Genomic DNA, 25,751 nt, shown 5'->3' on the forward strand with positions numbered 1-25,751 from the left:
GCAAGGAACAATGTCGGCGCCATGCGTGAAGCGTTTCATCCCTCGGCTGAGCGTATAATGCCGAGCGTATAATGGCGTGAATGGCCCTCTTTTCGGCGCTTTTTCTTCCCGCCTGGAGCGGGGCGCCATGGCGACGGGGCCGCAGTGTGGCGCGGGAGCGCTCTTCATGTTGGCGTCGCGCGGACGTCTCGCGCATCATGACGCGCCGGCGCGCGCTTCAGGCGTGCGGGGCGATCGGATCGGAATGAGGAGGGGCGCGGTGCGGGATCAGGATCTGAGCTTTGACGATTTCGACGAGCGCGTGACGCCGAGGCCCGCGGAATGCGATTTCGACGGGGTGGTCGAGCGGGCGTTGAGCCGGCGCGGTTTTCTCGGCGGCGTGGTCGCGTTCGGCGGCGTCGCCGCGCTCGGCGTCGGCGGGGCGGCGCGCGCGGCCGGGTCTCCGTTCGCATTCCGTCAGGTCGCGGCGAACACGCGCGACGCGCTCACCGTTCCCGAAGGCTACGAAGCGGAGATCCTGCTGCGGTGGGGCGACCCGATCACCGCGGGCGCGCCCGAATTCGATCCCGCGACGCGCGGCGCGGCGGCGACGCAGGCCGCCGCTTTCGGCGACAATAACGACGGGATGGAGATCTTTGTCATCGACGGGCGCACGGTTCTGGTCGTGAACCACGAATCCGCGAACCGTCGGGTGATATGGGGGAATCGGCCGAAAGGGCGTGCGGTCTCCGCCGACGATCTCCTGAAGGGAATGGCGGCGCATGGCGTCTCTGTGGTCGAAATCGCGGAGAGGGGCGGGGTCTGGTCCGCGGTCAGGGACAGCCCCCTGAACCGCCGGATCACCCCACTGACCGCGATGGACATCACCGGCCCCGCCGCCGGCCATGCGCTGATGAAGACCGCGGCCGATCCGACCGGAACCCGGAGCCTCGGCACCTGGAACAATTGCGGCTCCGGCAAGACGCCGTGGGGCGCGTATCTGACTTGTGAAGAGAATTTCAACGGCTATTTCAGCGCCAGCGACAAGGCGTTCGCCTTCCCGCCCGCGCTTTCGCGCTACGGCGTCTCCGCGGCGGACTGGGGCTATGGCTGGGCGAAGGTCGATGAGCGCTTCGACGTCTCGAAACATCCGAATGAGCCCAACCGCGCCGGCTGGGTGGTCGAGATCGACCCCTCCGACCCGTCCTCCACGCCAAAAAAGCGCACCGCGCTCGGCCGTTTCAAGCATGAGAACGCCGAGGTGGTGGTGAATGGCGACGGGCGCATCGTCGTCTATATGGGCGATGACGAGCGCGGCGAGTTTCTCTATCGGTTCGTCTCGAACGGCGTCTTCGCGCCGGGCGCGGACACGTCCGCCCTTCTCGATGAAGGCGTGCTGTTCGCGGCCAGGTTCAACGATGATGGAACCGGCGCCTGGCGCGCGTTGACGCCGGAGACGACCGGCATGGCCGATATCGGCGAGGTTCTGATCCATGCGCGGATCGCCGGCTCCAGAGTTGGCGCGACGACGATGGACCGCCCCGAATGGGTGGCGGCCAACCCGCGCGCCGCCGAGGTCTATTGCGCGCTCACCAACAACAAGGCGCGCGGCCGGAAGCCGAACGCCGGCGGCGACGAAACCCCGGTCGGCGGGCCGAACCCGCGCGAGGCGAACAAATACGGTCAGATCGTCCGCTGGCGCCCGACCGGCGGAGATCATGCGGCGGAGACGTTCGAGTGGGATCTTTTCGTGATGGCGGGCAATCCCGCCGTGCATGAGGACGCGAACGCGGGCTCCGCCAATCTGAATCCGGGAAACATGTTCAACTCGCCCGATGGGGTCGCCTTCGACGAGTCGGGGCTGCTCTGGATTCTGACCGATGGCAATTATTCGGACAAAGGCGATTTCGCCGGGCACGGGAACAACCAGATGCTTGCGGCGGACCCCCTGACCGGCGAGATCCGCCGCTTTCTCGTCGGCCCGCGCGGCGCCGAGATCGCCGGCCTCGCCTGGAGCCCGGATCGAAGGACGATGTTCGTCGGCGTCCAGCATCCGGGCGAACGGGTCGGAAGCCACTGGCCCGAAGGCGGCGACGCGCCGCCGCGTTCCTCGGTTGTCGCGGTGCGGCGCGTGGATGGCGGCCTGGTCGGCTGAAGCGGTCCGGCCGGGCCTATCCTTCTCCCGCGTCCATTGGCGAATGGCCAGGCTCAGCCTTGCAGCGCCTCCCACATGGCGATGTCGCGATCCGCGGTCCAGATCCGCGGCGTGTCGACGCCGCGCGCCTCGTCATAGGCGCGGGAGACGTTGAACGGCAGGCAATGCTCGTAGATCGCGTAATCCTTGAATTTGGAATCGCACCTCTCGCGCACCGCGTCCCAGGCGTCTTTCAAGGAGCCGCCTTTCGCGGCCACCCTGGCGGCGGGACGATAGGTGCTCTCGACGAAATCGCGCGTCGCCTCCAGGGCCGCATCGACCATGTCGACCCCGATCAGCGCGTCGCCCCGGCCCGGCGCGATCGCGCGCGGGTCAAAGAATTTCACCGCGTCGAGCGTGTCGCCCCAGTCGCCGAAATGGCCGTCGCCGCAATAGCAGGCGGAATGGTATTCGACGATGTCGCCGGTGAACATCACCTCCTGATCCGGCACCCAGATCACCGCGTCGCCGGCGGTGTGGGCGCGGCCGAGATGCATGATGTCGACCCGGCGCTTGCCGAGATAGACGGTCATCGAATCCGAGAAGGTCGTGGTCGGCCAGGTGAGGCCGGGGATGCTCTCATGCCCTTCGAAGAGACGTGGGAAACGCTGAAACTCGCTGTCCCAATCCTCCTGCCCACGCTCCACCACCATCGCGCGGGCCATGTCCGACATGATCACCTGCCCGGCGCCGAAGGCCGAAGCGCCAAGGACGCGGACCGCGTGATAATGCGTGAGCGCGAGATGGGTGATCGGCTTGTCGGTGATCTCGCGGACCTTCTCGATCACCATGTTGGCGAGGCGCGGCGTCGCCTGCGCCTCGACGATCATCACGCTGTCATCGCCGATGATGACTCCGGAGTTCGGGTCCCCCTCGGCGGTGAAGGCCCAGAGCCCTTCGCCGATTTCGGTGAAGGAGATCTTCTTTTCGCTGAGGTCGTCTTGCGACGCGAATTTTTTCGCCATGGCGTTCGGTCCTTTTGAGTGGGGCGCCGCGGCGCCTATTTCGTCCAGTCGCGCTCGGCGGGGGCGGGCAGGATCTTCCCTGCGCATGTTCCGAAGCCGACGCGGTAGCCGTCGCCCTCGGCGTAGCCGGCAAGCGTCATCTCGTCGCCATCCTCGAGAAAGGTGCGGGTCTCGCCGGTTTCCAGCGTCAGCGGCTCCTTGCCGCCCCAGCAAAGCTCCAGAAGCGAGCCGCGCTCGCCCTTCCCGGCGCCGGAGATGGTGCCGGAGCCGAGGAGATCGCCCGGATTCATCCGGCAGCCGCCGATGGCGTGATGAGCGAGCTGCTGCGGCGCGGAATAATACATCTCCCTGTAGTTCGTCCGGGAGATCGTGGTCGCCTTCGCCGCGCCCTCGGGCCGCATCAGGATCTCGAGCTTGATGTCATAGAGCATCGGGCCGGGTTCGCGAAGATAGGGCAGAAGCTCGAACTCCCGCTCCGGGGTGGGAACGCGGAACGGCTCCAGCGCCGCCCTGGTCACGACCCATGGGCTGATTGAGGTTGCGAACGCCTTCGCCTGAAACGGGCCGAGCGGCTGATATTCCCACGCCTGAATGTCGCGCGCGGACCAGTCGTTCAGAAGGACATAGCCGAAGATCATCTCGTCGGCCTCGGCCACGGTGATCGGCTCTCCCATCGTCGAGCCGGCGCCGACGACGCAGCCCATCTCCAGTTCGATATCGAGCCGGCGGCTGGGGCCGAAGATGCGCCGCTCCGCTCCGCGCGGTTTCATCTGGCCGAGCGGCCGATGGATCTCCGCGCCGGAGACGACGACGGTGGAGGCGCGGCCGTTATAGGCGATCGGGACATGGAGCCAGTTCGGCGGCAGGGCGTTCTCCGCGCCGCGAAACATCGAGCCGACATTGAAGGCGTGGTTCCGGCCCGAGTAGAAATCGGTGTATTCGCTCACCTTGAAAGGCATGTGCATGACCGCCTCCGCCTGAGGCGTCAGCGCGCCCGGCGGAAGCGCCGCCGCGGCGCCTTCCGCCAGAATATCGGTCAGCTGCGCGCGGACCGAAGCCCACGCCTCCGCCCCCAGCTCCATGAAAGCGTTGAGCGCAGGCTCCGCGAAGACCGGGCGCCCGGCGCCGGCGTCGATCAGCCCCATTTCCTCCAGCGCCGCAAGATCGAGCGCCTGATCGCCGATGGCGACGCAGCACCGCGGCGCCTCCGCCCCGGTCGAGAAGACGCCATAAGGCAGATTGTTGAGGGGAAACGGGCTTTCGGGGTGGTTCGCGCTGTCGATACGGCTCTTCAGAAGCGGCATGGATCCTCCGGGGGCGTCAACAAGGGGAATGCGCGGCTTCGCCGGGGCCGCCTCTCGCGTCTGGTCACGGCCGGGTTACTTCAGCCCCGGCGTTCCGTCGAATTTTTTCTCCAGACCGGCCCAGCAGTCGATGTAATCGTCTTGCAGGGGCGCGTCCTTCGCGGCGAATTCGGTGAGTTGCTGGGGAAAGCGGGTCTCGAACATGAAGCTCATCGTGTTCCTCAGCTTCACCGGGGTCCAGTCGTCCGTCGTCGCCTTCTCGAAGGCGGTGCGGTCCGGCCCGTGCGGCAGCATGCAATTGTGAAGGGAGATCCCGCCCGGCGCGAAGCCTTGCGGCTTGGCGTCGTACTGGCCGTGGATGTTGCCCATCAGCTCCGACATGATGTTCTTGTGGTACCAGGGCGGGCGGAACGTATCCTCCTGCGGGAGCCAGCGCTCGGGGAAGATCACGAAGTCGATATTCGCGGTGCCTTCCTCGGCGGTCGGCGCCGTCAACACGGTGAAGATCGACGGGTCCGGGTGATCGAAGGTGATCGAACCGACGGCGGCGTAGGTCCGGAGATCGTATTTGTAGGGCGCGTAATTGCCATGCCAGGCGACGACGTCGAGCGGCGAATGGCCGATCTCCGTCTCGTGGAACTGGCCGCACCATTTGACGATGACCCGGCTCGGGGTCTCCTTGTCCTCGAAGGCGGCGACCGGGGTCTTGAAGTCGCGCGGGTTGGCGAGGCAGTTCGCGCCGATGGGCCCGCGCCCCGGCAGGGTGAACTTGGCGCCGTAATTCTCGCAGACGAAGCCGCGCGCCTCGCCGTCCGGCAGCGCGACGCGAAAGACCATGCCGCGCGGCAACACGCAGATCTCCAGCGGCTCCAGATCGATCTTTCCGAACTCGGTGGAGATCGCCAGCCGGCCATGCTGCGGCACGACCAGAAGCTCGGAGTCCGCGGAATAGAAGTATTCGTCGGTCATGTCGGCGTTGGCGAGATAGACGTGGGCGGCCATGCCGACCTGCGTGAAGACGTCGCCCGCCGTGGTCATCGTCCGCATCCCGGAGACGAAGGTCAGCTTCTCCGCCGGAAACGGGATCGGATCCCAGCGATACTGCCCGAGCGAGACGACATCGGGAATGACGTTCGGCGCCGTTCGCCAGCGCGGCAAGTCGATCTTCCGGAACCGGGAGACATGCTTCACGGAGGGACGGATCCGATACAGCCAGCTTCGCTCGAGCGACCCGTGTGGCGCGGTGAAGGGCGAGCCGGAAAGCTGCTCGGCGTAGAGCCCGTAGTTCACCCTCTGAGGTGAATTGCGGCCGATGGGGAGCGCGCCGGGGAGCGCCTCGCTCTCGAAATCGTTGCCGAAACCGGGCATGTAGCCGGGCGTCACGCCATAGCGGCTGTCATGCGGGGTGAACGAGTCTGGGCTGGTCTCGGTGTTCATTGGAATCGACCTTCGGTTCGCGCTCCTCCTTCTTATCGTTGCAAATGCAACGAAGTCAATCGGCGACGACGCCTGTCAGGCCAGATGGCCGCGAGCGATCCTCAGATACGCCTTCAGCGGCAGGGAGTCCGCCTCGCGCGGCTGGCGATGGACGACCCTGATGGCGGGATGGAGCGCGCCGAGGTTCTGCGCGTCGAACCGGCTGAACCGCTTCACGTCCCTCGGGTCGGATTCGCAAATTCGTTTGTCGATTGGATGCCGGGCCATTTTCAACTTCCTCGCACGGACTCGAATTGGGGGCCACCTTACCATAAATCAACGCGCGGCGCCGGGATTGCTTGACGAGGTGGATGCATCTGCAATGATCCGGCGGATGAAATTCGCGCTCGATCAGTTCCTTCCCTACCGGCTTTCGGTTCTGGCCGGGCGGGTCAGCCGCGAGTTCGCCGACAGCTATCAGCCGCGCTTCGGGCTTTCGATCGCCGAATGGCGGGTGCTGGCGCATCTCAGCCAGTCTGGCAGCGTGTCGGTGCGCGACATCCATCGCCGCGCCGATCTGGAGAAGTCTAAGGCGTCCCGCGCCGCGGCCCGGCTGGAGGCGGCGGGATTGATCCGAAAGAGCGCCGACCCGAGCGATCGGCGCCTGGTCGCGCTGACCCTCACTGCGAAGGGGCGTGAGGCGATGGAGGAGCTGATTCCGCTGGGGCGGGCGTATGAAGCGACGCTTCTGGCGCGGCTTTCGCCGGAGGATCGCGCCGCGCTGGACCGGATTTTGACCCGATTGATCGGCCCGATCTGATCATGAGTTCGCTTTGCCGCTTCGCAGTCGCAGCAATGCGACGTAGTTTGCGCCGAGAATCGCGCTGATTGAGGAAACGAGTTGATGCGAAACTTCGAGAAGATACTGATCGCGAACCGTGGTGAGATCGCGATCCGCGTGATGCGCGCGGCGAGCGAGTTGGGAAAGCGCACCGTCGCGGTCTACGCGGAGGAGGACAAGCTCGGTCTGCATCGGTTCAAGGCCGACGAGGCCTACAAGATCGGCGAGGGCATGGGGCCGATCGAAGCGTATCTCTCGATCCCCGAGATCATCCGCGTCGCCCGTGAATGCGGCGCGGACGCGATCCATCCCGGCTATGGGCTTCTGTCGGAGAACCCCGATTTCGTCGACGCCTGCGAAGCGGCCGGCATCGTCTTCATCGGCCCGAAGGCGGAGACGATGCGTCTTCTCGGCGACAAGGCCAGCGCCCGGCGCGCGGCGATCGACGCCGGCGTGCCGGTGGTTCCGGCGACCGAGGTTCTGCCGGAGGACATGGACGAGGTCCGCCGGATGGCGGACGAGATCGGCTATCCGCTGATGCTGAAGGCCTCATGGGGCGGCGGCGGGCGCGGCATGCGCCCGATCCACGGGCCTGACGAGCTGGAGGCGAAGGTGCTGGAGGGGCGCCGGGAGGCGGAGGCCGCCTTCGGCGACGGCGAAGGCTTTCTGGAGCGTCTGGTGACCCATGCGCGCCATGTGGAGGTGCAGGTTCTCGGCGACAGCCACGGCAATCTGGTGCATCTTTTCGAGCGGGACTGTTCGGTCCAGCGGCGCAATCAGAAAGTGGTCGAACGCGCGCCGGACCCTCTGCTGACCGACGCCGAGCGGGCGGAGATTTGCGAACTGGGCCTCAAGATCGCGCGCTTCGCCAATTATCGCTGCGCGGGAACGATCGAGTTCCTGATGGATGCGGAGACGCACGAATTTTTCTTCATCGAGGTCAATCCGCGCATTCAGGTCGAGCACACCGTGACCGAAGAAGTCACCGGGATCGATATCGTGAAAGCGCAGATCCGCATCATGGAGGGCGGTCGGATCGGCGTCCCGGAGGAGACCGGCGTTCCGGCGCAGAAGGATATCCATCTGCGCGGCCACGCGGTGCAATGCCGGGTGACCACCGAAGATCCGATGAACAATTTCATCCCCGATTACGGGCGGATCACCGCCTATCGGGGGGCGACGGGGTTCGGCATCCGGCTGGATGGCGGCACCGCCTATTCCGGCGCGGTGATCACGCGTTTCTATGATTCGCTTCTGGAGAAGGTCACGGCCTGGGCCCCGACCCCGGAGGAGGCGACGGCGCGGCTCTCTCGCGCGCTCCGCGAGTTCCGCATTCGCGGCGTGGCCACCAATCTCGCCTTTGTCGAGAACCTGATCGCGCATCCGAAGTTCAACTCCGCGACCTACACGACGAAGTTCATCGACGAGACGCCGGAGCTCTTCAAATTCGCGAAGCGGCGGGACCGGGCGACCAAGCTCCTGACCTATATCGCGGACATCACCGTGAACGGCCACCCCGAGGCCGCGGGCCGGCCGCGGCCGCCTGCACACGCGAAGCCGCCAAAGCCGCCGGCGACCAGGGGCGAGGCGCCGCCGCCAGGCTCCCGGCAATTGCTGGAGGAGAAGGGCGCCGCCGGCGTCGCGGAGTGGATGCTGGCCGAGAAGAAGCTGCTCATCACCGACACGACCATGCGCGACGGCCATCAATCGCTTCTCGCGACGCGGATGCGCACGCATGACATGCTGAAGATCGCGCCCGCCTACGCCCACAACATGCCGGGCCTCTTTTCGATGGAGTGCTGGGGCGGCGCGACCTTCGACGTCGCCTACCGCTTCCTCCAGGAATGCCCATGGCAGCGGCTCCGCGATCTTCGCGCGGCGATGCCGAACCTGCTGATGCAGATGTTGCTGCGCTCGGCGAACGGCGTCGGCTACACGAATTACCCGGACAACGTCGTGGTGAAATTCGTCGAGCGGGCGGCGGAATCCGGGGTCGATCTCTTCCGGGTCTTCGACAGTCTGAACTGGGTCGAGAACATGCGCGTCGCCATGGACGCGGTGCTCGAAAGCGGCAAGATCTGCGAGGGGGCGATCTGCTACACGGGCGATATCCTCGATCCGGATCGGGCGAAATACGATCTGAAATACTATGTCTCGATGGGGCGCGAGCTGAAGGCGGCGGGCGCGCATATCCTCGGGCTGAAGGACATGGCCGGGCTTTTGAAGCCTCGCGCGGCCGGCGTGCTGGTGAAGGCGCTGAAGGAGGAGGTGGGCCTCCCGATCCATTTTCACACCCACGACACCTCGGCCATCGCCGCGGCGTCGATCCTCGCGGCGGCGGATGCGGGCGTCGACGCGGTCGATGCGGCGATGGACGCGTTTTCATCGGGCACGTCCCAGCCCTGCCTCGGCTCCATCGTCGAGGATCTGCGCGGCTCGGAGCGGGACACGGGTCTCGACGGCGCCGCGATCCGCGAGATTTCCCGATATTGGGAGGGCGTGCGCGGGCTCTACACCGCGTTCGAGAGCGGCACCATCTCCGGCGCCTCGGAGGTGTATCTCCATGAGATGCCGGGCGGGCAGTTCACCAATCTGAAAACCCAGGCCCGGAGCCTCGGGCTCGAGGATCGCTGGGGCGAGGTCGCGGAAACCTACGCCGAGGTGAACCGGATGTTTGGCGACATCCCCAAGGTCACCCCCTCCTCCAAGGTGGTGGGGGACATGGCGCTGGCGATGGTGGCGGCGGGGCAGACCCGGAGCGACATCGAAGGGCCGGGCGATGTCTCCTTCCCTGAAAGCGTCATCAACTTCTTCCGCGGCGGCCTTGGTCAGCCGCCGGGCGGGTTTCCCGCCGCCCTGCAGAAAAAGGTCCTGAAAGGCGAAGCGCCGCTGACGCGGCGGCCTGGCGAAGGGCTGGAGCCGGTCGATATCGAGGCGGTGCGCGCAAAAGTCTCCGCTGAGTTGGGCGGGTTCGCGGTGGATGACGAGGACCTCTGCGGCTACCTGATGTATCCCAAGGTCTATCTCGATTACATGGGGCGGCACCGGGATTACGGGCCGGTTCGCGTGCTGCCGACGCTCACCTATTTCTACGGGATGGAGGAAGGTGAAGAGATCGCGATCGAGCTGGAGCCCGGCAAGACGATGGTTCTACGGCTCCTGACCCTTTCCGAGACCAACGCCGATGGCGATGTGAAGGTGTTTTTCGAGTTGAACGGCCAGTCGCGCGTGATCCGGGTGCCGGATCGCAACGCCGCCGCCAGCGCCGTGAAGCGCCCGAAGGCGGAGCCGGGGAACCCGGCCCATGTCGCGGCGCCGATGCCGGGCGTCATCGCCTCCGTCGCGGTGCGGGAGGGGCAGGAAGTGGCGCCGGGCGCGGTGCTGATGGCGATCGAGGCGATGAAGATGGAGACCGCGATCCACGCGGAGACGGGCGGCGTGGTGAAGACCATCGCGGCCCCGGTCGGCAGCCAGGTCGAGGCGAAGGATCTTCTCGTCGAGTTCGAGTCCTAGAGCGAGGCGAGAAGCGCGGCCTTCGTCGCCCGGAAGTCCGACGCGATCCAGCGCTCCTCCAGCGCCTTCAGCCTGGCGCCGAGCGCGGGGCCGGGGGAGGCGCCGGCCGCGATCAGGTCCGACGCGGAGACCGGCGGGACCTTGGCCGCGCCGCGGGCGATCTCCTCGCGCCAGCGGGGGGGCGGAGGCGTTCCCCTTGCGGCGCGGATCAGGATGGCGTCCCGCGCCGCCTCGATCCCGAAACGGTAGCCGAGCGCGGCGGCGGGCTCGTCGGCGCGAAGCGCAGCCGCGATATTCCGAAGCCGCGCGCTCTCGACGCGAGAGAGCCGGAGCGCCCGGCGCGGCTCTTCGGCGCCAAGCGCGGCGAGCCGGCGAAGCGCGTCGGGCGGCTCTCCGGCCCGCTTCTCGGCGGCGATGAGGCCGGCCGGCGGCGCCGCGCCCGGAAGGCAGATCGTCAGGACGTTCTCCATCGCGATCAGCGCCGGCAGAGGGTCGGGCGCCCCGAGCAGCTTCATCATCTCGGCGCCGATACGCTCCTTCGAGATCCGCCTGAGCCCGGCGCCGCCCTGGACGCAGGCCGCGCGCCCGGCCGGATCGAATGTCGTGATTCCGAGCGTGGCGTGGAACCGGAAGAAGCGGAGGATGCGAAGATTGTCCTCCTCGATCCGCCGGGCCGGGGCGCCGACGAAGAGGATCCGTCCGGCGCGGAGGTCGTCGAGCCCAGCCGCCAGCGGGTCGAGGACGCGGCCGTCGGCGTCGGCGTAGAGCGCGTTCATGGTGAAGTCCCGGCGGGCGGCGTCCTCCCCGATGTCGGTCGTGTAGGCGACGACCGCGCGCCGCCCGTCCGTCGCCATGTCGCGCCGCATCGAGGCGACCTCGAACGCGCGGCCGTCCGCGACGACGGTGACGACGCCATGCGCGATCCCGGTCGGATGCGTCGCAAACCCGGCCGCTGCGGCGAGGCGGAGGCTCTCTTCGGGCGGCGCCGCCGCCACGATGTCGAGATCGCCGGCCTCTCGGCCGAGAAGCGCGTCGCGGACGCAGCCGCCGACGAAGAGCGGGCGCGCGGGCGCGAGCGCCGCCATCACGCGCATGGTCTCCGGAGCGCGAAGCCAGGCCGGCGAGATCCGGGTCATTCTCCGGATTCCGGCCCCTCGAGCGCGGCGATCCGGTCGGCGAGGCTCTTCAACACGCCGGCCGTCGCGCCCCAGATATACCGCTCGCGCCAGGGAATGGCGTAATAGCGCCGCGTTCTCCCGCCCCAGACGCCGGAGTGCAGCTGGAGATTGGCGGGGTCCATGAGGAAATCGAGCGGCGTCTCGAACGCCTCCTCCACCTCGCGCGGCTCCAGATGAGGCAGGAAGCCGGGGTCCACCATCGCCACGACCGGTTGAATCTGGAATCCGGTGCCGGTGACATAGGGGTCGATCGAGCCGATCACGTCGACGGCGCTCGGCGACAGGCCGATCTCCTCCTTGGATTCGCGGAGCGCGGCGGCGACCGCGTCCGCGTCGTCGGGGTCGATCTTGCCGCCGGGGAAGGCGATCTGGCCGGGGTGGTGGCGCATCGTCTCCAGACGTTTCGTCAGGATCACCGAGTAGCCGCCCCGCCGTTCGATCAGGCCGCAAAGGACCGCCGCCGGGCGAAGCGCGCGCCCAAAGGCGGGGTCGGTCACGATCTCGGGATTCAGGTCGAAATCGGATCTTCGCGCGCCCGATAGACGCACGGCCCGCTCGATGCGGCCGCGGTCGAGCGGAGGGCGCAGGCGCGCCGGTCCCGCCGGCTCGCGCCGCGGCGACGCGGGCGCTGGATCCTGCGTTTTCACGCGCTCACGCCGCTCGGGACCGCCGGGCGGCGACGAGGGGTCCAGGACGGTCAAAGCCCCAGCTCCGCCGCCGGGCAGAACGGGAAGAAGACCCCGGCCGAACGCACGCCGAAGAGCCGCTCGCCGTTCACCTCCTCGACCGATCCCGCCTCGACGAGCCGATAGTAGCTCTTCCGGTCGATCAGCGCCTCCAGGTCGGCGCGGATGTGGACATAGGGCGAAGGCTCGCCGGTCTGAGGATCCCGCTCGACGCGGATTGGATGGTCGGGGCCGGCCAGCGCCTCGTCGTCCAGATTGGTGATGAAGGTCAGATCCTGGTCGCGCCCGTCGCCGGAGACGGTGAAGTCGACGGCGACGAAGGGCGCGTCCTCCACAGTGATGCCGATCTTCTCGACCGGGGTGACGAGAAAATACTTCTCCCCGTCCTTTCTCAGGACGGAGGCGAACAGTTTCACCAGAGGGAGCCGCCCGATCGGCGAGCCGAGATAGAACCACTGGCCGTTCCGCGCGATCCTGATGTCGAGATCGCCGCAGAAAGGCGGGTTCCAGAGATGAACCGGCGGCGGCCCCTTCTTGCCGCCTTTCGCCGCCGCCGCGAGGGTCTTGGCGAGATCGTCAGGGGCTGGCGTCGTGGCGTCTACCGTCATTTTTACATCCAGGTGACTCGATTTTCCTTCTACACCATATAGGGTCATGGGGAAGGCTGCACAGGATGGGCCGCCTGCGCCAGTCCGGGCGTATCCGATCAGGGAGGGCGCGAATGAGCGCGGAGACCGACATACTCGGCGAAATCGAGACCATTGGCGACAAGCTCCGCCTGGCGCAGGCGGAGATCGCCGGGCGGGTGATCGGCCAGGCCGACGTCGTCGATCTGGCGCTGAACGCGCTGCTCTCGGGCGGGCACGCGCTTCTGGTCGGCGCTCCGGGTCTCGCCAAGACGCGGCTGGTCGAGACGCTGGGCGTGGTGATGGGGCTGGATTCGAAGCGGATCCAGTTCACCCCGGATCTGATGCCGGCGGATATTCTGGGCGCGGAGGTGCTCGAGCAGGCGGAGAGCGGCGCGCGGAGTTTCCGCTTCATCGAAGGGCCGATATTCTGCCAGCTCCTGATGGCGGACGAGATCAACCGGGCCTCGCCCCGGACGCAATCGGCGCTTCTGCAGGCGATGCAGGAGAAATTCGTCACCATCGCCGGGCGGCGCCGGGATCTCGCGCCGCCTTTCCATGTGTTGGCGACGCAGAACCCGATCGAGCAGGAAGGGACCTATCCGCTGCCTGAAGCGCAGCTCGACCGGTTTCTCCTGCAGATCGACGTGGCGTTCCCGACGCTCGCCGCCGAGCGCGAAATCCTGATCGCGACGACGATGGCCGAGGAGCGCGAGGCGCGCCCGGTGTTCACCGGCCCCGAGCTCATCGCCGCGCAGCGGCTGGTCCGGCGCATGCCTGTCGGAGAAAGCGTCATGGACGCGATCCTCAGATTGGTCAGATCGGCCAGGCCTGGCGGGCCGGAGACCTATGATTTCATCGATCGATCGGTGAACTGGGGCCCGGGGCCGCGCGCCGCGCAGGCGCTGATGCTGGCGACGCGGGCGCGGGCGTTGATGGATGGCCGGCTCGCCCCCGATATCGACGATGTGCTCGCGCTCGCGCGGCCGGCGCTGATCCACCGGATGGCGCTGACCTTCGCCGCGCGCGCCGAAGGCGAAAGCCTCGAGCGGGTGGTCGACGCGCTGGCCGCGCGCGCGCTGGGCGCGGGCGCGGAAGCGGCGGCCTGATGGCTCTCGCGCCCGGACCCGCGCGGCCGCCGGTGGAGCGGATCGGCGGCGGCTGGCTCCGGCGCGACGCGGAACGGACCTCGGGCGCGCTTCCGGCTCTCCTGGTCGAGGCGGAGCGGCTCGCGGCGTCGGTCGCGCCGGGGGTCCATGGCCGCCGCCGGGCCGGGCCGGGAGAGGCCTTCTGGCAATTTCGTGCGGCGGAGCCCGGAGATCCGCATCAGGCCGTCGATTGGCGGCGCTCCGCCCGTTCGGAGCAGATGTTCGTCCGCGAGATGGAGTGGGAGGCGGCGCAGACCGTCTCGATCTGGAGCGATGACGCGCTGGCCATGGATTTTCGTTCGAGCCGGGCCGTCCGCACGAAAGCGGAGCGCGCGGCGCTTCTGACGATGGCGCTCGGCGTCCTTCTGATCCGCGGCGGCGAACGGGTGAGCCTTCTTGGCGGCGACGCCGCCCGCCCCGCAAGCGGAGAGGCGCAGCTCGTGCGGATGGGCGCGGTCCTGACGCGAACGCGCGAGGATCGGCCGGATTTCGGCGCGCCGCCCCGGTCCGATCTGGCGCGCGGCGGCCGGGCGGTGTTTCTTTCGGATTTCATGGGCCCGCGCGAAGCGATCTTCTCGGGGCTCTCGCGCGCGGCGGATGCGGGCGTCTCCGGCGCCTATGTCCAGATCGTCGACCGGGCGGAGGAGACATTCCCCTTCGACGGCAGGCTCGTCTTCGAATCGATGGGCCGCGGCGTGAGGTTCGAGACCGATCGCGCGCGCGGCCTGCAGGCGGCCTACAAGGAGCGTCTGGCGGCGCGCCGCCGCGATCTGGAGTTGACGGCGCGCAGATGCGGCTGGCGAGGCCTGATCCACCGGACCGATGAGAGCCCGCGAAAGGCCCTGCTCTGGCTCCACGCGACCCTCGCGGCGGGGCGGCGCTCATGATCACTCTCGGCGCGCTGGCTTTCCTGAACCCGTGGCTGCTCGCGGCGCTCGCCGCGCTGCCGGCGCTCTGGCTGCTTCTTCGCGCCACGCCGCCGTCGCCCGCCCGGCTGGCCTTTCCCGGCGTGCGGTTGCTGCTCGGGCTCGAGGACCCGGAAAAGACGCCGGACCGGACGCCCTGGTGGCTTCTTCTGCTCCGGATGGTCATCGCGGCGGCCGTGATCCTCGCCTTCGCGGACCCGGTGCTGAACCCGCGGGAGCGGCTGGCCGGCGCCGGGCCGGTGATCCTCGCGCTTGACGGGGGCTGGGCCAGCGCCCCGGACTGGGAGGCGCGGCGCGAAGCGGCGCTCGCGGCGCTGACCAGGGCGGAGCGGGCGGAACGGCCGGTCTCCCTCCATGTCCTCTCGGCGCCGGTTCCGCCCGATTTCCGGCTGAACCTGCGCCCGGCCGGGGAATGGCGCGGCGTTCTCGAGGAACTGTCTCCGGCGCCCTGGGCGCCGCTCAGGGCCGCATACGCCGAGGCCTTCGCCGGGCTGACGCCCCCGGCCGGGGTGGAGGCCATTCATATCACCGACGGGTTGGACCATGGCGATGCGGGCGCGTTCGAGCAGGCGCTCGCCAGCCTCGGCGCGCTGCGGATCGTTCATGCCGCCGCGCCGGCGCTGGCGCTCTCGGCGCCGCGGCTGGTGGATGGCCGGCTGATCGTCACCGCGCTCCGCGCGGCGACCGACGCCGGCGGGGCGGTTCGGGTCGGCGTTTTCGGCCGGGCGCCCGGCGCGGAGCCGGGCGAGCGCCGTCTCGCCTCGCTCGAGGCTGCGTTCGATGAGGGGGAGGCGGCGCATGATGTCGAGATCGACTTGCCGCTTGAACTTCGGAACCAGATCACCCGCGTCGCGCTGATCGGCGAGGAGAGCGCCGGCGCGGTCGCGCTCACGGATGAGAGCGTCCGGCGCCGCCGGGTCGGCCTCGCCACCGGAGACGCGGACGATGACGGATTGAGGCTCGTCTCATCGCTTCATTATCTTCGCACGGCGCTGGAGACGAACGCGAGCCTGATCGAGGGGGATGTCGGGACGCTGATCGAGGGCAACCCCGATGCGATCTTCCTCGCGGATATCGGGCGCCTCGCGCCGGCGGAGCGCGCCGCGCTCGAGCCCTGGGTCGAGGCCGGTGGGCTTCTGGTGCGCTTCGCGGGGCCCCGTCTCGCGCGCGGGACGGATCCGGCCGCTGACGCCATGGCGCCCGACGATCCGCTCTTGCCGGTGAGGCTTCGCAACGGCGGGCGGGCCATTGGCGGAACAATGGCCTGGAGCGCGCCGCAAAAGGTGAGGGATTTCACCCGGGAAAGCCCGTTTCATGGGCTCGTCGCGCCGAAGGAGGTGACGGTCTCGCGCCAGATCCTCGCCCGGCTGGGCCCGGACCTGGCCGCGAAGACATGGGCGACGCTGGAGGACGGCACGCCGCTTGTCACGGCCGCGCCCTTTGGGGCCGGGCGGGTCGTTCTGTTCCATGTGACGGCGAACGCCGAATGGTCGTCGCTGCCGCTTTCGGGCCTGTTCGTGGATATGCTGCGCCGGCTGATCGCGCTTTCCGGCGGGGGCGGGGCGGGCGAAGCGCCGCCGGCCGATACGCCGATGCGCCAGGTGGCCGCTCTGGATGGCTTCGGCCATGTCGCGGCCTCCGCGGGCGACCTCGCGCCGGTTCCCGCCGGCCGCCTCGGCGCGCCCGCCGGGCCGGACGCGCCGCCGGGGATCTACGCGGGCGAGACGGCGCGGGTCGCCTACAATCTCTTCCCTGAACCGACGCCGCCGACGCTCGCGCCGCCGGCGCCCGGCTCGGCCGCGCTTGAGATCCTCGGCGAGCGGGGGGAGCGCCCTCTGGCGCGCTGGCTGCTCGGGGCCGCGATCCTTCTTTTCGCGCTGGATCTTCTCGCCGCGCTCTGGCTTTCAGGGCGGCGGCCCCGGCTCACCCGCGCTCTGGCGGCGGCGGCGGTTCTGGCGGTCTTCGCGGCGCCGACGCCGGGCGACGCGGACGAGCGCGGCGCCGCGCGCGCGCTGGCGGCGGCGAACCAGACCGTGCTCGCCTGGGTTGTGACCGGCGACGCGCGGCTCGATCGGATGTCCGAGGCGGGCCTCCGCGGCTTGAGCCGGGTTCTCGCGGCGCGAACCGCGGTGGAGCCGGCGGAGCCGATGGGCGTCGATCTGGAGCGGGACGAGCTGGTCTTCTTTCCCCTCCTCTACTGGCCGATCGGGGAGGCGCAGGCGACCCCGTCCGACGAGGCCGCGAAACGGCTCAACGCATATATGCGCCATGGCGGGATGATCGTCTTCGACACGCGGGACGCGCATCTGGCGCGCGCGGGCTCCGCCGCCGGGCCGAATTCGGCGGCGCTCCGGCGGCTGGTCGGCGCGCTCGATCTGCCGCCTCTGGCGCCGGTCTCGGAGGATCACGTCCTCACCCGGACATTCTATCTCCTGGACCGCTTTCCCGGCCGCTGGGCCGGGGGCGCCGTCTGGCTGGAGGCGCCGCGCGACGCGCCGGGAGGGGAGGCGCCCGGGCGGCTGATCTCCGATCCGAACGACGGCGTCTCGCCGCTCGTGATCGGCTCGGCGGACTGGGCGGCGGCCTGGGCCATCGGCGAGGATGGCGATTTTCTCGCCCCCGTCGGATCTGGCGACGGGTTTCGCCAGCGTGAGACGGCGTTTCGCTTCGGGGTCAATCTGGTGATGTACGCGCTGACCGGGAACTACAAATCGGATCAGGTTCATGTGCCCGCGCTGCTTGAAAGGCTGGGAAATTGAACGCGGCTCTGGTTTTCGATCCGCTGGCGCCGGCGCCGCTCATCGCGGCGGCGGCTGCGGCGGCGCTTGCGCTTTGCGCCTTCGCCGGCTGGCTGCGCTCGCCGGCCTGGGGGCTGCGCGCGCTCGGGTTCGCCGTGCTTTTGCTCGCGCTCGCGAATCCGGCGTTGGTGCGGGAGACGCGTCGCGCGCTCTCGGACATCGCATTCGTCGTGGTGGACGAGACCGAGAGCCAGACCATCGGCGACCGGCGGGCGGAGGCGCAGGCGGCCGAGGCCGATGTGCGGGCGTCGCTCGAAGCGCTGGCCGCCGGCGACCCGGAGGCCCCGATCGAGAGCCGCACCATACGGGTCCGGAACGAGGGCGGCCCGGTCGGAGATCCGGGAACGCGGCTTCTGACCGCGCTCAACGCCGCGGCGGCCGAGGTTCCCGCGGACCGCATCGCCGGCGCGATCCTGATCACCGACGGCGAGATTCACGACGTCGAGGCGACGCCTGACTTTCCGGCGCCGATTCATGGCCTGATCACCGGCGCCCGGCATGAATTCGACCGGCGGTTGACGGTTGCGGCCGCGCCCGCGTTCGGCGTCGTCGGCGAGCGGGCGGCGTTCCGGTTCTCGGTCGAGGAGAGCGGCCCGCCGGCGCTGCTGAAAGGGCTTGGCCCGGCGCGGGTCTCCATCGCCGTCGATGGCGAGACGGTCGGCGCGGCGGAGGTCCGGCCGGGGAGGGAGGCGACCCTGGAGGTCGAGATCGGCCATGGCGGCGCCAATGTGGTCGAACTGGCGCTGGCGCCGACGGAGGGCGAGATCACGCTGCGAAACAATCGCGCGGCGTTCACGGTGAACGGCGTGCGGGATCGGCTCCGCGTTCTGCTCGTGTCCGGGGAGCCTCACGCCGGCGAGCGGACATGGCGAAACCTGTTGAAAGCGGACCCTTCGGTCGATCTGGTGCATTTCACCATCCTCCGCCCCCCCACCAAGCAGGACGGCACCCCGGTTTTCGAACTCTCTCTCATCGCGTTTCCGACGCGGGAGCTGTTCCTGGAGAAGGTCGACGAGTTCGATCTGATCATTTTCGACCGATACCGGCGGCGCGGGGTTCTGCCTTCGGCCTATATCGCCAACATCGCGCGTTATGTGCGCGACGGCGGCGCGGTGCTGATCGCGGCCGGGCCATGGTTCGCGGGGGTCGAAAGCCTCTATCGGACGCCATTGGCCGATATCCTGCCGGTCACGCCGACATCGGCCGTGATCGAGGCGCCTTACACGCCGCGGATCAGCGAGACCGGCGCGCGCCATCCCGTCACCGCGGACCTCGATCAGTTCGACGGCGGGGCGGGAGGAGGGGAGCCGCGCTGGGGCCGCTGGCTGCGTCAGGTCGAGGTGGAGCGGCGCTCGGGCGAAGTGCTGATGACCGGGGTGGGCGAGAAGCCGCTTCTCGTGCTCGATCATGTCGGCGAAGGGCGGGTCGCGGTCCTCGCCTCCGATCACGCATGGCTCTGGTCGCGCGGTTACGAAGGCGGTGGCCCGCAGGCGGAGCTTCTGCGCCGGCTGGCTCACTGGCTGATGAAGGAGCCGGAGCTGGAGGAGGAGGCGCTGTCGGTCGCGGCCGAGGGCGCGCGCCTGACGGTGACGCGCCGCTCCGTCGCCGAGGCGCCGCCGGAGAGGCTGGAGATCGTCGCGCCTTCCGGCGCCCGGACGGAGGCGCGCTTCGCCGCCGCCGGGCCGGGCCGATGGCGGGCCGTGTTCGCGGCGGAGGAGCAGGGGCTTCATCGTCTCAGCGACGGCGTCCTCAGCGCGCTCGCCGCGGTCGGGCCGCCTTCACCGATCGAATTCGAACGGGCGGTGGCGATGACCGATCTCCTGGCGCCGCTGGCGATGAAAACGCGGGGCGGAATGGTCTGGCTGGAGGACGGCGCGCCGGCCATTCGCCGGGTGCGCGAGGGCCGGGCCGCCGCGGGCCGCGGCTGGGTCGGTCTGGCCCGGCGCGGCGCCTACGCGGTGGAGGATGTCCGGCTGACCCCGCTCGCTCCCGGCTGGCTGATGCTCGTCCTGGCCGCGGGGCTGATGGTCGGCGCCTGGCGGATCGAGGGGCGGTGAGCGCCCGTCTCAGAGCGCCCGTGCCAACAGGAGAGCGTCGATGCGCCGCCCTCCGGCGCGCGCGTAATAGCGCGGCCGGTCGCCGCTCTTCGTGAAGCCCCGGCCGAGATAGAGCGCCATGGCGCCCGCGTTGTCGGCGGCGACCTCCAGATGCATGATCGCCGCGCCGCATGTCGCGGCCTCGAGAAGCGCTGAATCGAGCAGGGCGGCGCCGAGACCGGCGCGCTGGCGAGAGGGCGCGACGGCGATGGCGAGCAACTCGGCCTCGTCCGCCGCCAGGGAGAGGAGCGCGAAGCCGCTGTCGTCATCGGCCGCGATCAATGGTCCGTTCTCGGCGAGGCTCGCGATTTCCGCCGCGGTCCAGCCTCTTCCATGGGGGGCGAAGGCGGCTGCGTGAAGCCGGGCGAGGCGGGCGAGCCGGTCCGCCGCCGGTTGAAAAACGCGGCGGACGCCGACGGGGGCGTTCACGGAAGAATTTGAGGCGCCGCGCCGCGTGCGGGCGCCGCGTTGGCGGGGCGGAGATAGCGCGGCGCCGGGCGGGGCGCGCCGCTCAACGCCTTTCGGGCGGCGACCCGCGCGAAGGCAACGAGCGGCGCGTCGTCGGTCATGTCGCCGATCCGGATCGCTCCGAGGGCGGCGCCGAGCGCCGCCGCGCCGCCGCCGATCACGAGCGCGCCTTCCGCAAAGGCGGCGCCCGCCTCCGGCTGCAGGGTCTCCGCCTCCCGCGTGGGGGCGCCGTCTTCGAACCGCGCGAGATGGAGCGCGCCGCCGCGCCCGGAAAGCGCGACGCAGACGACGCCGTCGCGCCCGTCCGCCAGCGCCTCGAAGCGGTCGACGCCGACCGCCGCCGCGCCGGTGGAGAGCGCGAGCCCGCGCGCCGCCGCGACGCCGATCCGCGCGCCGGTGAAATTGCCGGGGCCGGTGCAGACTGCGATGAGGCCGATCTCCGCGTAGCCGCGCCCGGCGGAGGCGAGACATTCGCCGATCATCGGGAAGAGCCGCTCCGCGTGCCCCTTCGCCAACGGCTCATCATGGACGCCCAGCGCCCGCTCCCCATCGAAGAGCGCGGCCGCGCAGCGCCCGGCCGCCGTGTCGATGACGAGTGTGAGCGGCAAGGCGCGGATCAGGCCTCGATCGCCTGAACGGAGGTCACTTCGGGGATGTAGTGTTTGAGAAGATTTTCGATCCCCATCTTCAGCGTCATCGTCGAGGATGGGCATCCGGCGCAGGAGCCGCGCATGTGAAGATAGACGACGCCGGCTGAATCAAAGCCGTGAAACGTGATGTCGCCGCCATCCTGCGCCACCGCGGGGCGCACGCGCGTGTCGAGCAATTCCTTGATCTGGCCGACGACGGCGTCGTCGGCCCCGTCATGCGCGGCGTGGTCGGCGCGCGCATCGGTCTCCATGACCGGCTGGCCGGAGGTGAAATGCTCCATGATGGCGCCGAGGATGGCGGGCTTCAGGTGCGCCCAGTCCTGATCATCCTTGGTGACGGTGATGAAATCCGGGCCGAGGAAGACGCCCTCGACGCCGCCGATCGCGAAAAGCCGCTTCGCCAGGGGCGAGACGCCGGCGCTCGCTTCGGTGGGGAAATCGGCGGAACCCGCGGCGAGAACCGTCTGCCCCGGCAGGAACTTCAAAGTCGCCGGATTCGGGGTCGATTCGGTCTGGATGAACATCGTGCCTCTCCTGAGCTGGAGAGGCAGATGTGGACCCTCGCCCGGCCAAAATCAAGAATGAGTCTAAAGTGGCGTCAGCAGACCGCGTCGATCCGCTCCAGGGACATGGAGCCGGGAACCACGGTGACAGGCACCGGCAGAGCGCCCGCCATGCGCCCGGCGAGGGCGGAGACCAGGGGCCCGGGTCCGTCGCCGCTGACGCTGGCGCCGAGAACGAGCACGCCGATCTCCGGATCCTCCTTGATATAGGTGATGACCTCGTCGCGCGGGTCGCCTTCCCGGATGACGAATTCCGGCAAGACGCCCGAGAGGGCCTTCACCTCTTCGGCGAGATTGGTCAGCCGCTCCTCCGCCACTTCGCGGGCTTCGGCGCGCATCACTTCCGCCACGCCGATCCAGTGCTGAAACTCCTCGGGACGAATCACATAGAGCATCACGACGCCGCCGCCGGTCTTGGCGGCGCGGCGCGCCGCGAAGCGGAGCGCATTCGTGCACTCCGGCGTGTCGTCGATCACGATCATGAATTTTCGCAAATGCGGGCTCCGCGTTGTTCTCAGGCGGATCAGGATGATGGAAACGAGGAGCCGCTGCAACCGTTTCGGGTTGCGGCAGGACCGCCCACCACCGGCCAGGCGAGTCAGGCGCCGATCAAAGCCGCGAATTCACCCGCGGCTGCATGGCGATGCGCAATTCGCCATTTCCTTCCTTGCGGACGCCATAGAGCCGGCCGTTTTCAAGCCAGTACTCGGAGACGACGCGGCCATGTGAAACACGGAGGCGCCCATCCTTGGAGATCCAGCCCTTGCGGCGGAAGGCGGTGGCCGGCTTCGCCCAGGGTTCGTACGGGGCGTGAAGATCCATCACCTCGACCTCGCCGCTGGCGGCGATCTTCAGGACGTAAAGGTCATGGCACCATTTTCCGTCCCACGCGGCGCTGCCCCATTTGCCGGAATAGCCGGCCCATTCGCTCGGGACGTCCGCGGCGGGCTTTTCGACCTTGGCGACGGTGAAAAGGTCGACCGTGTAACAATCATCCACCACGGTCTTGTCGTAGGGGGTCGGGCCGCTCGCGGTTTTTTTCACCGATGAGCAGGCCGCCAGCGCCAGAATCGCGAACAGACCTGCGAGAATCGCAGCGGAGCCGCGCCGAAAAATGCTCATGCCATCACCCTCTTCCGGCGACGTTGCGCCGGTTCCCGCCTATATGCTCGGGAGGACATTACTCCACAGTTACCGATTTGGCGAGGTTTCGCGGCTGATCCACATCCGTCCCTCTCGCGAGCGCGGCGTGATAGGCGAGAAGCTGCGCCGGAACCGCGTAGACGATCGGAGCGATGAAGGGGTCGATCTGGGGCAGCACCACCTGGCGCCATGCGTCCGCGCCGGCCAAAGCGGCCCCGCTCGCGTCGGTGATCAGAGCGATCCTGCCGCCGCGCGCCATCACCTCGTGCATGTTGGACACGGTCTTTTCAAAGACGGCGTCGGTCGGCGCCATGACCACCACGGGCACCGAATCGTCGATCAGAGCGATCGGGCCGTGCTTCATCTCGCCCGAGGCGTAGCCTTCGGCGTGGATGTAGCTCAACTCCTTCAGTTTCAGCGCGCCTTCGAGCGCGAGCGGATACATCGAGCCGCGCCCCAGATAGAGCACGTCGCGCGCGCTCGCGATATCATGGGCGACCGCCGCGATTTCGTCCTCCAGCACGAGCGCTTCGGCGATCCGGCGCGGGATCTCGGCGAGGAGGTCGCAAAGTCTGGCCTCTTCCGCGGCGTCGATCGCGCCCCGCTGGCGCGCGGCCAGAATCGCGGTCGCGCCGAGGGTGATGAGCTGGCAGATGAAGGCCTTGGTCGAGGCCACGCCGATCTCGACGCCGGCCCGAATCGGCAGAACGATATCGGAGGCGCGCGCGATCGAGCTTTCGGGCGCGTTGACCACCGAGAGTGTGGTTTTCACCTTGTCGGCCGCATAGGTGAGCGCCGCGAACGTATCCGCCGTCTCGCCGGACTGGCTCACGAAAATCGCCGCCTCTCGCTGGCTGAGCGGCGGCGCCCGGTAGCGGAACTCGGAGGCGATATCGATTTCGACCGGAATGCGGGCGATCCCCTCGAACCAGTATTTCGCGACGTGGCAGGCGTAATAGGCCGTGCCGCAGGCGACGAGGATCAACCGGTCGAGCGCCGCGAAGTCCACCGCCTCCGCGGGCGATGTCACGCGCCGCCGCGCAGCGTCGACATAGGCGGCGACGGCGTAGCCGGCGACGGTCGGCTGTTCGTGGATCTCCTTGGCCATGAAATGGCGATACTCGCCCTTGTCGGAGAGAACGTTTTCGACCGAGATGGTGCGGATCGGCCGCTCGGTCCGCGCGCCGGCGGCGTCATGGATGACCGCGCCGCTGCGGCTGATGGCGGCCCGATCTCCCTCTTCGAGATAGGCGATCCGATTGGTCAGCGGCGCGAGCGTGAGCGCGTCCGAGCCCACGAACATCTCTCCATCCCCATAACCGATGGCCAGCGGAGAGCCGCGGCGCGCGACGACGATCAGGTCGTCTTCGGCCTCGAAGAGAAAGCAGAGCGCGAACGCGCCTTCGAGACGGGACAGCGTCGCCACGGCGGCCTCTTCGGGGCCGAGCCCGCCCTGCATCAGATGCGCGCAAAGCTGGACGATGGTTTCCGTGTCGGTCCCGGTCGCGAAATTCCGGCCGGCGGCGGTCAGTTCTTCGCGGAGCGCGCGGTGGTTCTCGATGATGCCGTTATGAACGACGGAGACGCGGTCCGCCTGATGCGGGTGCGCGTTGGCGAGGGTCGGCGCGCCGTGCGTCGCCCAGCGGGTGTGGCCGATGCCGATCCGGCCGGAGATCGGCCTCGCGTCCACCTCCGCCGTGAGCGCGGCGAGCTTGCCGACCGCGCGGCGCCGGTGGAGAGCCCCATCGGCGACGGTCGCGATGCCGGCGCTGTCATAGCCTCGATATTCGAGCCGGTGCAGCGCCGCAATGATGGCTGGCGCCACCTCCGATTTCCCGACGATGCCGATAATACCGCACATCAGCCGCGCTCCTTGTTTTTCATCGCTTTCTTCGCCTGCAATTTCGACCGGAATCGGGCGGCGAATCCGAGTTTCAGCACCTGCGGCGCGCGTGCGATGGCGAGCGCGTCGGCCGGCACGTCGGCCGTCACCACGGCGCCGGAGGCCACATAGGCGCCCGCGCCCACGTTGACCGGCGCGACGAGCGAGGCGTTGGTGCCGATGAAGGCGCGCTCCCCGATCTCGGTCCGGTGTTTCAGGACGCCGTCATAATTGCAGGTGATCGCGCCGGCGCCGATATTCGCGCCGGCGCCGACGCTGGCGTCTCCGATATAGGCGAGATGATTGGCCTTCGCGCCGGCGTCGAAACGGGCGTTCTTCACCTCGACGAAATTGCCGATCCGGGCGTTCGCCCCGATGTCGGCGCCGGGCCGAAGCCGCGCGAAGGGCCCGATCATCGCGCCTTCAGCGACGGCGCAGCTCTCGAGATGGCAGAATGCGCGGATCACGGCCCCATCCGCGACAGTGACGCCCGGGCCGAAAACGACGTTGGGCTCCACCGTCACATCGCGGCCGAGCCGCGTGTCGTGGCTGAAAAAGACCGTCTCCGGCGCGATCAGCGTCACGCCGGCCTCCATGGCCGCGGCGCGTGCGCGGCGTTGCCATGCGGCTTCGGCTTCGGCGAGATCCCCGCGGGAGTTGACGCCGAGCGTCTCGCCCTCGTCGCACTCCACCACGGCGGCGGCGAGGCCGCGGTCTCGCGCGATGGCGACGATATCGGTGAGGTAGTATTCGCCCTTTGCGTTGTCGTTGCCGATCTCGCCCAGCAAGGAGAGGAGGCGGCCGGCGTCCATCATCACGACGCCCGAATTGCAAAGGTCGATCTCGAGCTCGGCCGGCGTCGCGTCTTGCGCCTCTACGATCGACAAAAGCGTGTCGCCCTCTATCACCAGCCGGCCGTAACCGCCCGGCCTGGCGGCGCGAAACCCGAGCACGACGATATCCGCCCCCGCGGCGCGGCGGGCGCGCATCGCCTTGAGCGTGTCCTCCCGTATGAAGGGGGTGTCGGCGTAGAGCACGACCGCGTCGCCATCATGCGCCGCGAGCGCGCCGCGCGCCGAAAGCACGGCATGGCCGGTCCCGAGGCGCTCCGCCTGTTCGACGATCTCGATATCGGGACGGGCGGCGCGCGCGGCCTTCGCCACCTCGTCGCCGCCGGCGCCTGTCACCACGGTCACCCTCGCCGGCGCCAGCGTCTCCGCGGCGCGGATCGCATGAACGAGAAGCGGGAGCCCGCCAATGGCGTGCAGGGGCTTTGGAATCGCGGATTTCATCCGCGAACCTTCGCCGGCGGCGAGGATGATGGCGGCGGCGGGTGCGAGCGGCATGTTCATACGCCGGTCCTTACCCGTCTTTC

21 protein-coding genes are annotated in these 25,751 nt (G+C 68.9%); 7 read left to right on the forward strand and 14 right to left on the reverse strand.

Annotation, left to right across the window (positions count from 1 at the left end; all coding sequences use genetic code 11):
* Positions 1-244 precede the first annotated feature (244 nt).
* A complete protein-coding gene (locus tag WG921_RS05490; protein WP_413788566.1) occupies positions 245-2,134 on the forward strand; it encodes a PhoX family protein in 1,890 nt (629 codons plus the stop codon).
* Between the two features lie 53 nt (positions 2,135-2,187).
* On the opposite strand, the gene WG921_RS05495 is transcribed toward WG921_RS05490, so the two are convergent.
* The 4 genes from WG921_RS05495 to WG921_RS05510 all read right to left on the reverse strand — a co-directional run bounded on the left by WG921_RS05495 (position 2,188) and on the right by WG921_RS05510 (position 6,146).
* On the reverse strand, positions 2,188-3,138 hold the full coding sequence (locus WG921_RS05495; RefSeq protein ID WP_340108213.1) for an MBL fold metallo-hydrolase: 951 nt from the start codon (positions 3,136-3,138) through the stop codon (positions 2,188-2,190).
* 35 nt (positions 3,139-3,173) lie between these two features.
* Positions 3,174-4,442 carry a fumarylacetoacetase gene (gene fahA, locus WG921_RS05500; RefSeq protein WP_340108214.1) on the reverse strand — a complete coding sequence of 423 codons (1,269 nt, stop codon included), beginning with the start codon at positions 4,440-4,442 and terminating at the stop codon, positions 3,174-3,176.
* 75 nt (positions 4,443-4,517) lie between these two features.
* Positions 4,518-5,879, reverse strand: a complete 1,362-nt coding sequence (hmgA, locus tag WG921_RS05505) for a homogentisate 1,2-dioxygenase (RefSeq protein ID WP_413788558.1) — start codon at positions 5,877-5,879, stop codon at positions 4,518-4,520.
* A gap of 75 nt (positions 5,880-5,954) precedes the next feature.
* Positions 5,955-6,146: a hypothetical protein gene (locus tag WG921_RS05510; RefSeq protein WP_340108215.1), complete on the reverse strand. Its 192-nt coding sequence runs from the start codon at positions 6,144-6,146 to the stop codon at positions 5,955-5,957.
* A gap of 106 nt (positions 6,147-6,252) precedes the next feature.
* Between WG921_RS05510 and WG921_RS05515 the strand changes: the two genes are divergently transcribed.
* Both WG921_RS05515 and pyc read left to right on the forward strand, forming a co-directional pair.
* Entirely contained in the window at positions 6,253-6,678 is a 426-nt protein-coding gene (locus tag WG921_RS05515) for a MarR family winged helix-turn-helix transcriptional regulator (RefSeq protein ID WP_340108216.1), read from the forward strand.
* A gap of 84 nt (positions 6,679-6,762) precedes the next feature.
* Positions 6,763-10,212 carry a pyruvate carboxylase gene (gene pyc, locus WG921_RS05520; protein WP_340108217.1) on the forward strand — a complete coding sequence of 1,150 codons (3,450 nt, stop codon included), beginning with the start codon at positions 6,763-6,765 and terminating at the stop codon, positions 10,210-10,212.
* Here pyc and WG921_RS05525 read toward each other — a convergent pair.
* The 3 genes from WG921_RS05525 to WG921_RS05535 form a co-directional block, all read right to left on the reverse strand.
* Complete coding sequence (locus WG921_RS05525; RefSeq protein ID WP_340108218.1) at positions 10,209-11,348, reverse strand: CCA tRNA nucleotidyltransferase; 1,140 nt, start codon at positions 11,346-11,348, stop codon at positions 10,209-10,211. The two genes, pyc and WG921_RS05525, sit on opposite strands and share 4 nt — an antisense overlap.
* A complete protein-coding gene (locus WG921_RS05530; protein WP_340108219.1) occupies positions 11,345-11,938 on the reverse strand; it encodes an NUDIX hydrolase in 594 nt (197 codons plus the stop codon). Before WG921_RS05530 ends, WG921_RS05525 begins: the two co-directional genes overlap by 4 nt.
* 149 nt (positions 11,939-12,087) lie before the next feature.
* Positions 12,088-12,684 carry a DUF1285 domain-containing protein gene (locus WG921_RS05535; RefSeq protein WP_340108220.1) on the reverse strand — a complete coding sequence of 199 codons (597 nt, stop codon included), beginning with the start codon at positions 12,682-12,684 and terminating at the stop codon, positions 12,088-12,090.
* Positions 12,685-12,797: 113 nt separating this feature from the next.
* Here WG921_RS05535 and WG921_RS05540 point away from each other — a divergent pair, with 113 nt between their 5' ends.
* From WG921_RS05540 to WG921_RS05555, 4 genes are read left to right on the forward strand one after another with little or no spacing between them, the layout of a single operon-like run.
* Positions 12,798-13,811 carry an AAA family ATPase gene (locus WG921_RS05540; protein ID WP_340108221.1) on the forward strand — a complete coding sequence of 338 codons (1,014 nt, stop codon included), beginning with the start codon at positions 12,798-12,800 and terminating at the stop codon, positions 13,809-13,811.
* A complete protein-coding gene (locus tag WG921_RS05545; protein WP_340108222.1) occupies positions 13,811-14,737 on the forward strand; it encodes a DUF58 domain-containing protein in 927 nt (308 codons plus the stop codon). The genes WG921_RS05540 and WG921_RS05545 overlap by 1 nt, the downstream gene beginning before the upstream one ends.
* Positions 14,734-17,535: a DUF4159 domain-containing protein gene (locus WG921_RS05550; RefSeq protein WP_340108223.1), complete on the forward strand. Its 2,802-nt coding sequence runs from the start codon at positions 14,734-14,736 to the stop codon at positions 17,533-17,535. The genes WG921_RS05545 and WG921_RS05550 overlap by 4 nt, the downstream gene beginning before the upstream one ends.
* Positions 17,532-19,631 (forward strand): glutamine amidotransferase, encoded by a 2,100-nt coding sequence (locus WG921_RS05555; protein ID WP_340108224.1) that lies wholly within the window; start codon positions 17,532-17,534, stop codon positions 19,629-19,631. The genes WG921_RS05550 and WG921_RS05555 overlap by 4 nt, the downstream gene beginning before the upstream one ends.
* 9 nt (positions 19,632-19,640) lie before the next feature.
* Here WG921_RS05555 and WG921_RS05560 read toward each other — a convergent pair whose 3' ends face one another.
* From WG921_RS05560 to glmU, 7 genes are all read right to left on the reverse strand, one after another.
* The gene (locus WG921_RS05560) at positions 19,641-20,099 is read right to left on the reverse strand and encodes a GNAT family N-acetyltransferase (RefSeq protein WP_340108225.1); all 459 of its coding nucleotides are present in this window, start codon (positions 20,097-20,099) and stop codon (positions 19,641-19,643) included.
* Positions 20,096-20,746 (reverse strand): tRNA (adenosine(37)-N6)-threonylcarbamoyltransferase complex dimerization subunit type 1 TsaB, encoded by a 651-nt coding sequence (gene tsaB / locus WG921_RS05565; RefSeq protein ID WP_340108226.1) that lies wholly within the window; start codon positions 20,744-20,746, stop codon positions 20,096-20,098. The genes WG921_RS05560 and tsaB overlap by 4 nt, the downstream gene beginning before the upstream one ends.
* Positions 20,747-20,754: 8 nt before the next feature.
* Positions 20,755-21,312 carry a NifU family protein gene (locus WG921_RS05570; protein WP_340108227.1) on the reverse strand — a complete coding sequence of 186 codons (558 nt, stop codon included), beginning with the start codon at positions 21,310-21,312 and terminating at the stop codon, positions 20,755-20,757.
* 74 nt (positions 21,313-21,386) lie between these two features.
* Positions 21,387-21,845: a universal stress protein gene (locus WG921_RS05575; protein WP_340108228.1), complete on the reverse strand. Its 459-nt coding sequence runs from the start codon at positions 21,843-21,845 to the stop codon at positions 21,387-21,389.
* A gap of 115 nt (positions 21,846-21,960) precedes the next feature.
* A complete protein-coding gene (locus tag WG921_RS05580; protein ID WP_340108229.1) occupies positions 21,961-22,473 on the reverse strand; it encodes a hypothetical protein in 513 nt (170 codons plus the stop codon).
* 58 nt (positions 22,474-22,531) lie between these two features.
* Positions 22,532-24,355 carry a glutamine--fructose-6-phosphate transaminase (isomerizing) gene (glmS, locus tag WG921_RS05585; protein ID WP_340108230.1) on the reverse strand — a complete coding sequence of 608 codons (1,824 nt, stop codon included), beginning with the start codon at positions 24,353-24,355 and terminating at the stop codon, positions 22,532-22,534.
* Complete coding sequence (gene glmU / locus WG921_RS05590) at positions 24,355-25,722, reverse strand: bifunctional UDP-N-acetylglucosamine diphosphorylase/glucosamine-1-phosphate N-acetyltransferase GlmU (RefSeq protein WP_413788567.1); 1,368 nt, start codon at positions 25,720-25,722, stop codon at positions 24,355-24,357. Before glmU ends, glmS begins: the two co-directional genes overlap by 1 nt.
* Between the last annotated feature and the right edge of the window lie 29 nt (positions 25,723-25,751).

The sequence above is a fragment of the Paludibacillus litoralis genome, from assembly GCF_037646705.1.
Taxonomy (GTDB): Bacteria; Pseudomonadota; Alphaproteobacteria; order Rhodobacterales; family Rhodobacteraceae; genus Pikeienuella; species Pikeienuella litoralis.

Bases quoted from the DNA above. Each gene is read 5' to 3' on its own strand.
- hmgA (WP_413788558.1), bottom strand. From the start codon at position 5,879: ATGAACACCGAGACCAGCCCAGACTCGTTCACCCCGCATGACAGCCGC.
- WG921_RS05550 (WP_340108223.1), top strand. From the start codon at position 14,734: ATGATCACTCTCGGCGCGCTGGCTTTCCTGAACCCGTGGCTGCTCGCG.
- WG921_RS05535 (WP_340108220.1), bottom strand. From the start codon at position 12,684: ATGACGGTAGACGCCACGACGCCAGCCCCTGACGATCTCGCCAAGACC.
- pyc (WP_340108217.1), top strand. From the start codon at position 6,763: ATGCGAAACTTCGAGAAGATACTGATCGCGAACCGTGGTGAGATCGCG.
- WG921_RS05570 (WP_340108227.1), bottom strand. From the start codon at position 21,312: ATGTTCATCCAGACCGAATCGACCCCGAATCCGGCGACTTTGAAGTTC.
- WG921_RS05540 (WP_340108221.1), top strand. From the start codon at position 12,798: ATGAGCGCGGAGACCGACATACTCGGCGAAATCGAGACCATTGGCGAC.
- WG921_RS05495 (WP_340108213.1), bottom strand. From the start codon at position 3,138: ATGGCGAAAAAATTCGCGTCGCAAGACGACCTCAGCGAAAAGAAGATC.
- glmS (WP_340108230.1), bottom strand. From the start codon at position 24,355: ATGTGCGGTATTATCGGCATCGTCGGGAAATCGGAGGTGGCGCCAGCC.
- WG921_RS05510 (WP_340108215.1), bottom strand. From the start codon at position 6,146: ATGGCCCGGCATCCAATCGACAAACGAATTTGCGAATCCGACCCGAGG.
- fahA (WP_340108214.1), bottom strand. From the start codon at position 4,442: ATGCCGCTTCTGAAGAGCCGTATCGACAGCGCGAACCACCCCGAAAGC.
- WG921_RS05580 (WP_340108229.1), bottom strand. From the start codon at position 22,473: ATGAGCATTTTTCGGCGCGGCTCCGCTGCGATTCTCGCAGGTCTGTTC.
- WG921_RS05525 (WP_340108218.1), bottom strand. From the start codon at position 11,348: ATGACCCGGATCTCGCCGGCCTGGCTTCGCGCTCCGGAGACCATGCGC.
- glmU (WP_413788567.1), bottom strand. From the start codon at position 25,722: ATGCCGCTCGCACCCGCCGCCGCCATCATCCTCGCCGCCGGCGAAGGT.
- WG921_RS05490 (WP_413788566.1), top strand. From the start codon at position 245: ATGAGGAGGGGCGCGGTGCGGGATCAGGATCTGAGCTTTGACGATTTC.
- WG921_RS05545 (WP_340108222.1), top strand. From the start codon at position 13,811: ATGGCTCTCGCGCCCGGACCCGCGCGGCCGCCGGTGGAGCGGATCGGC.
- WG921_RS05515 (WP_340108216.1), top strand. From the start codon at position 6,253: ATGAAATTCGCGCTCGATCAGTTCCTTCCCTACCGGCTTTCGGTTCTG.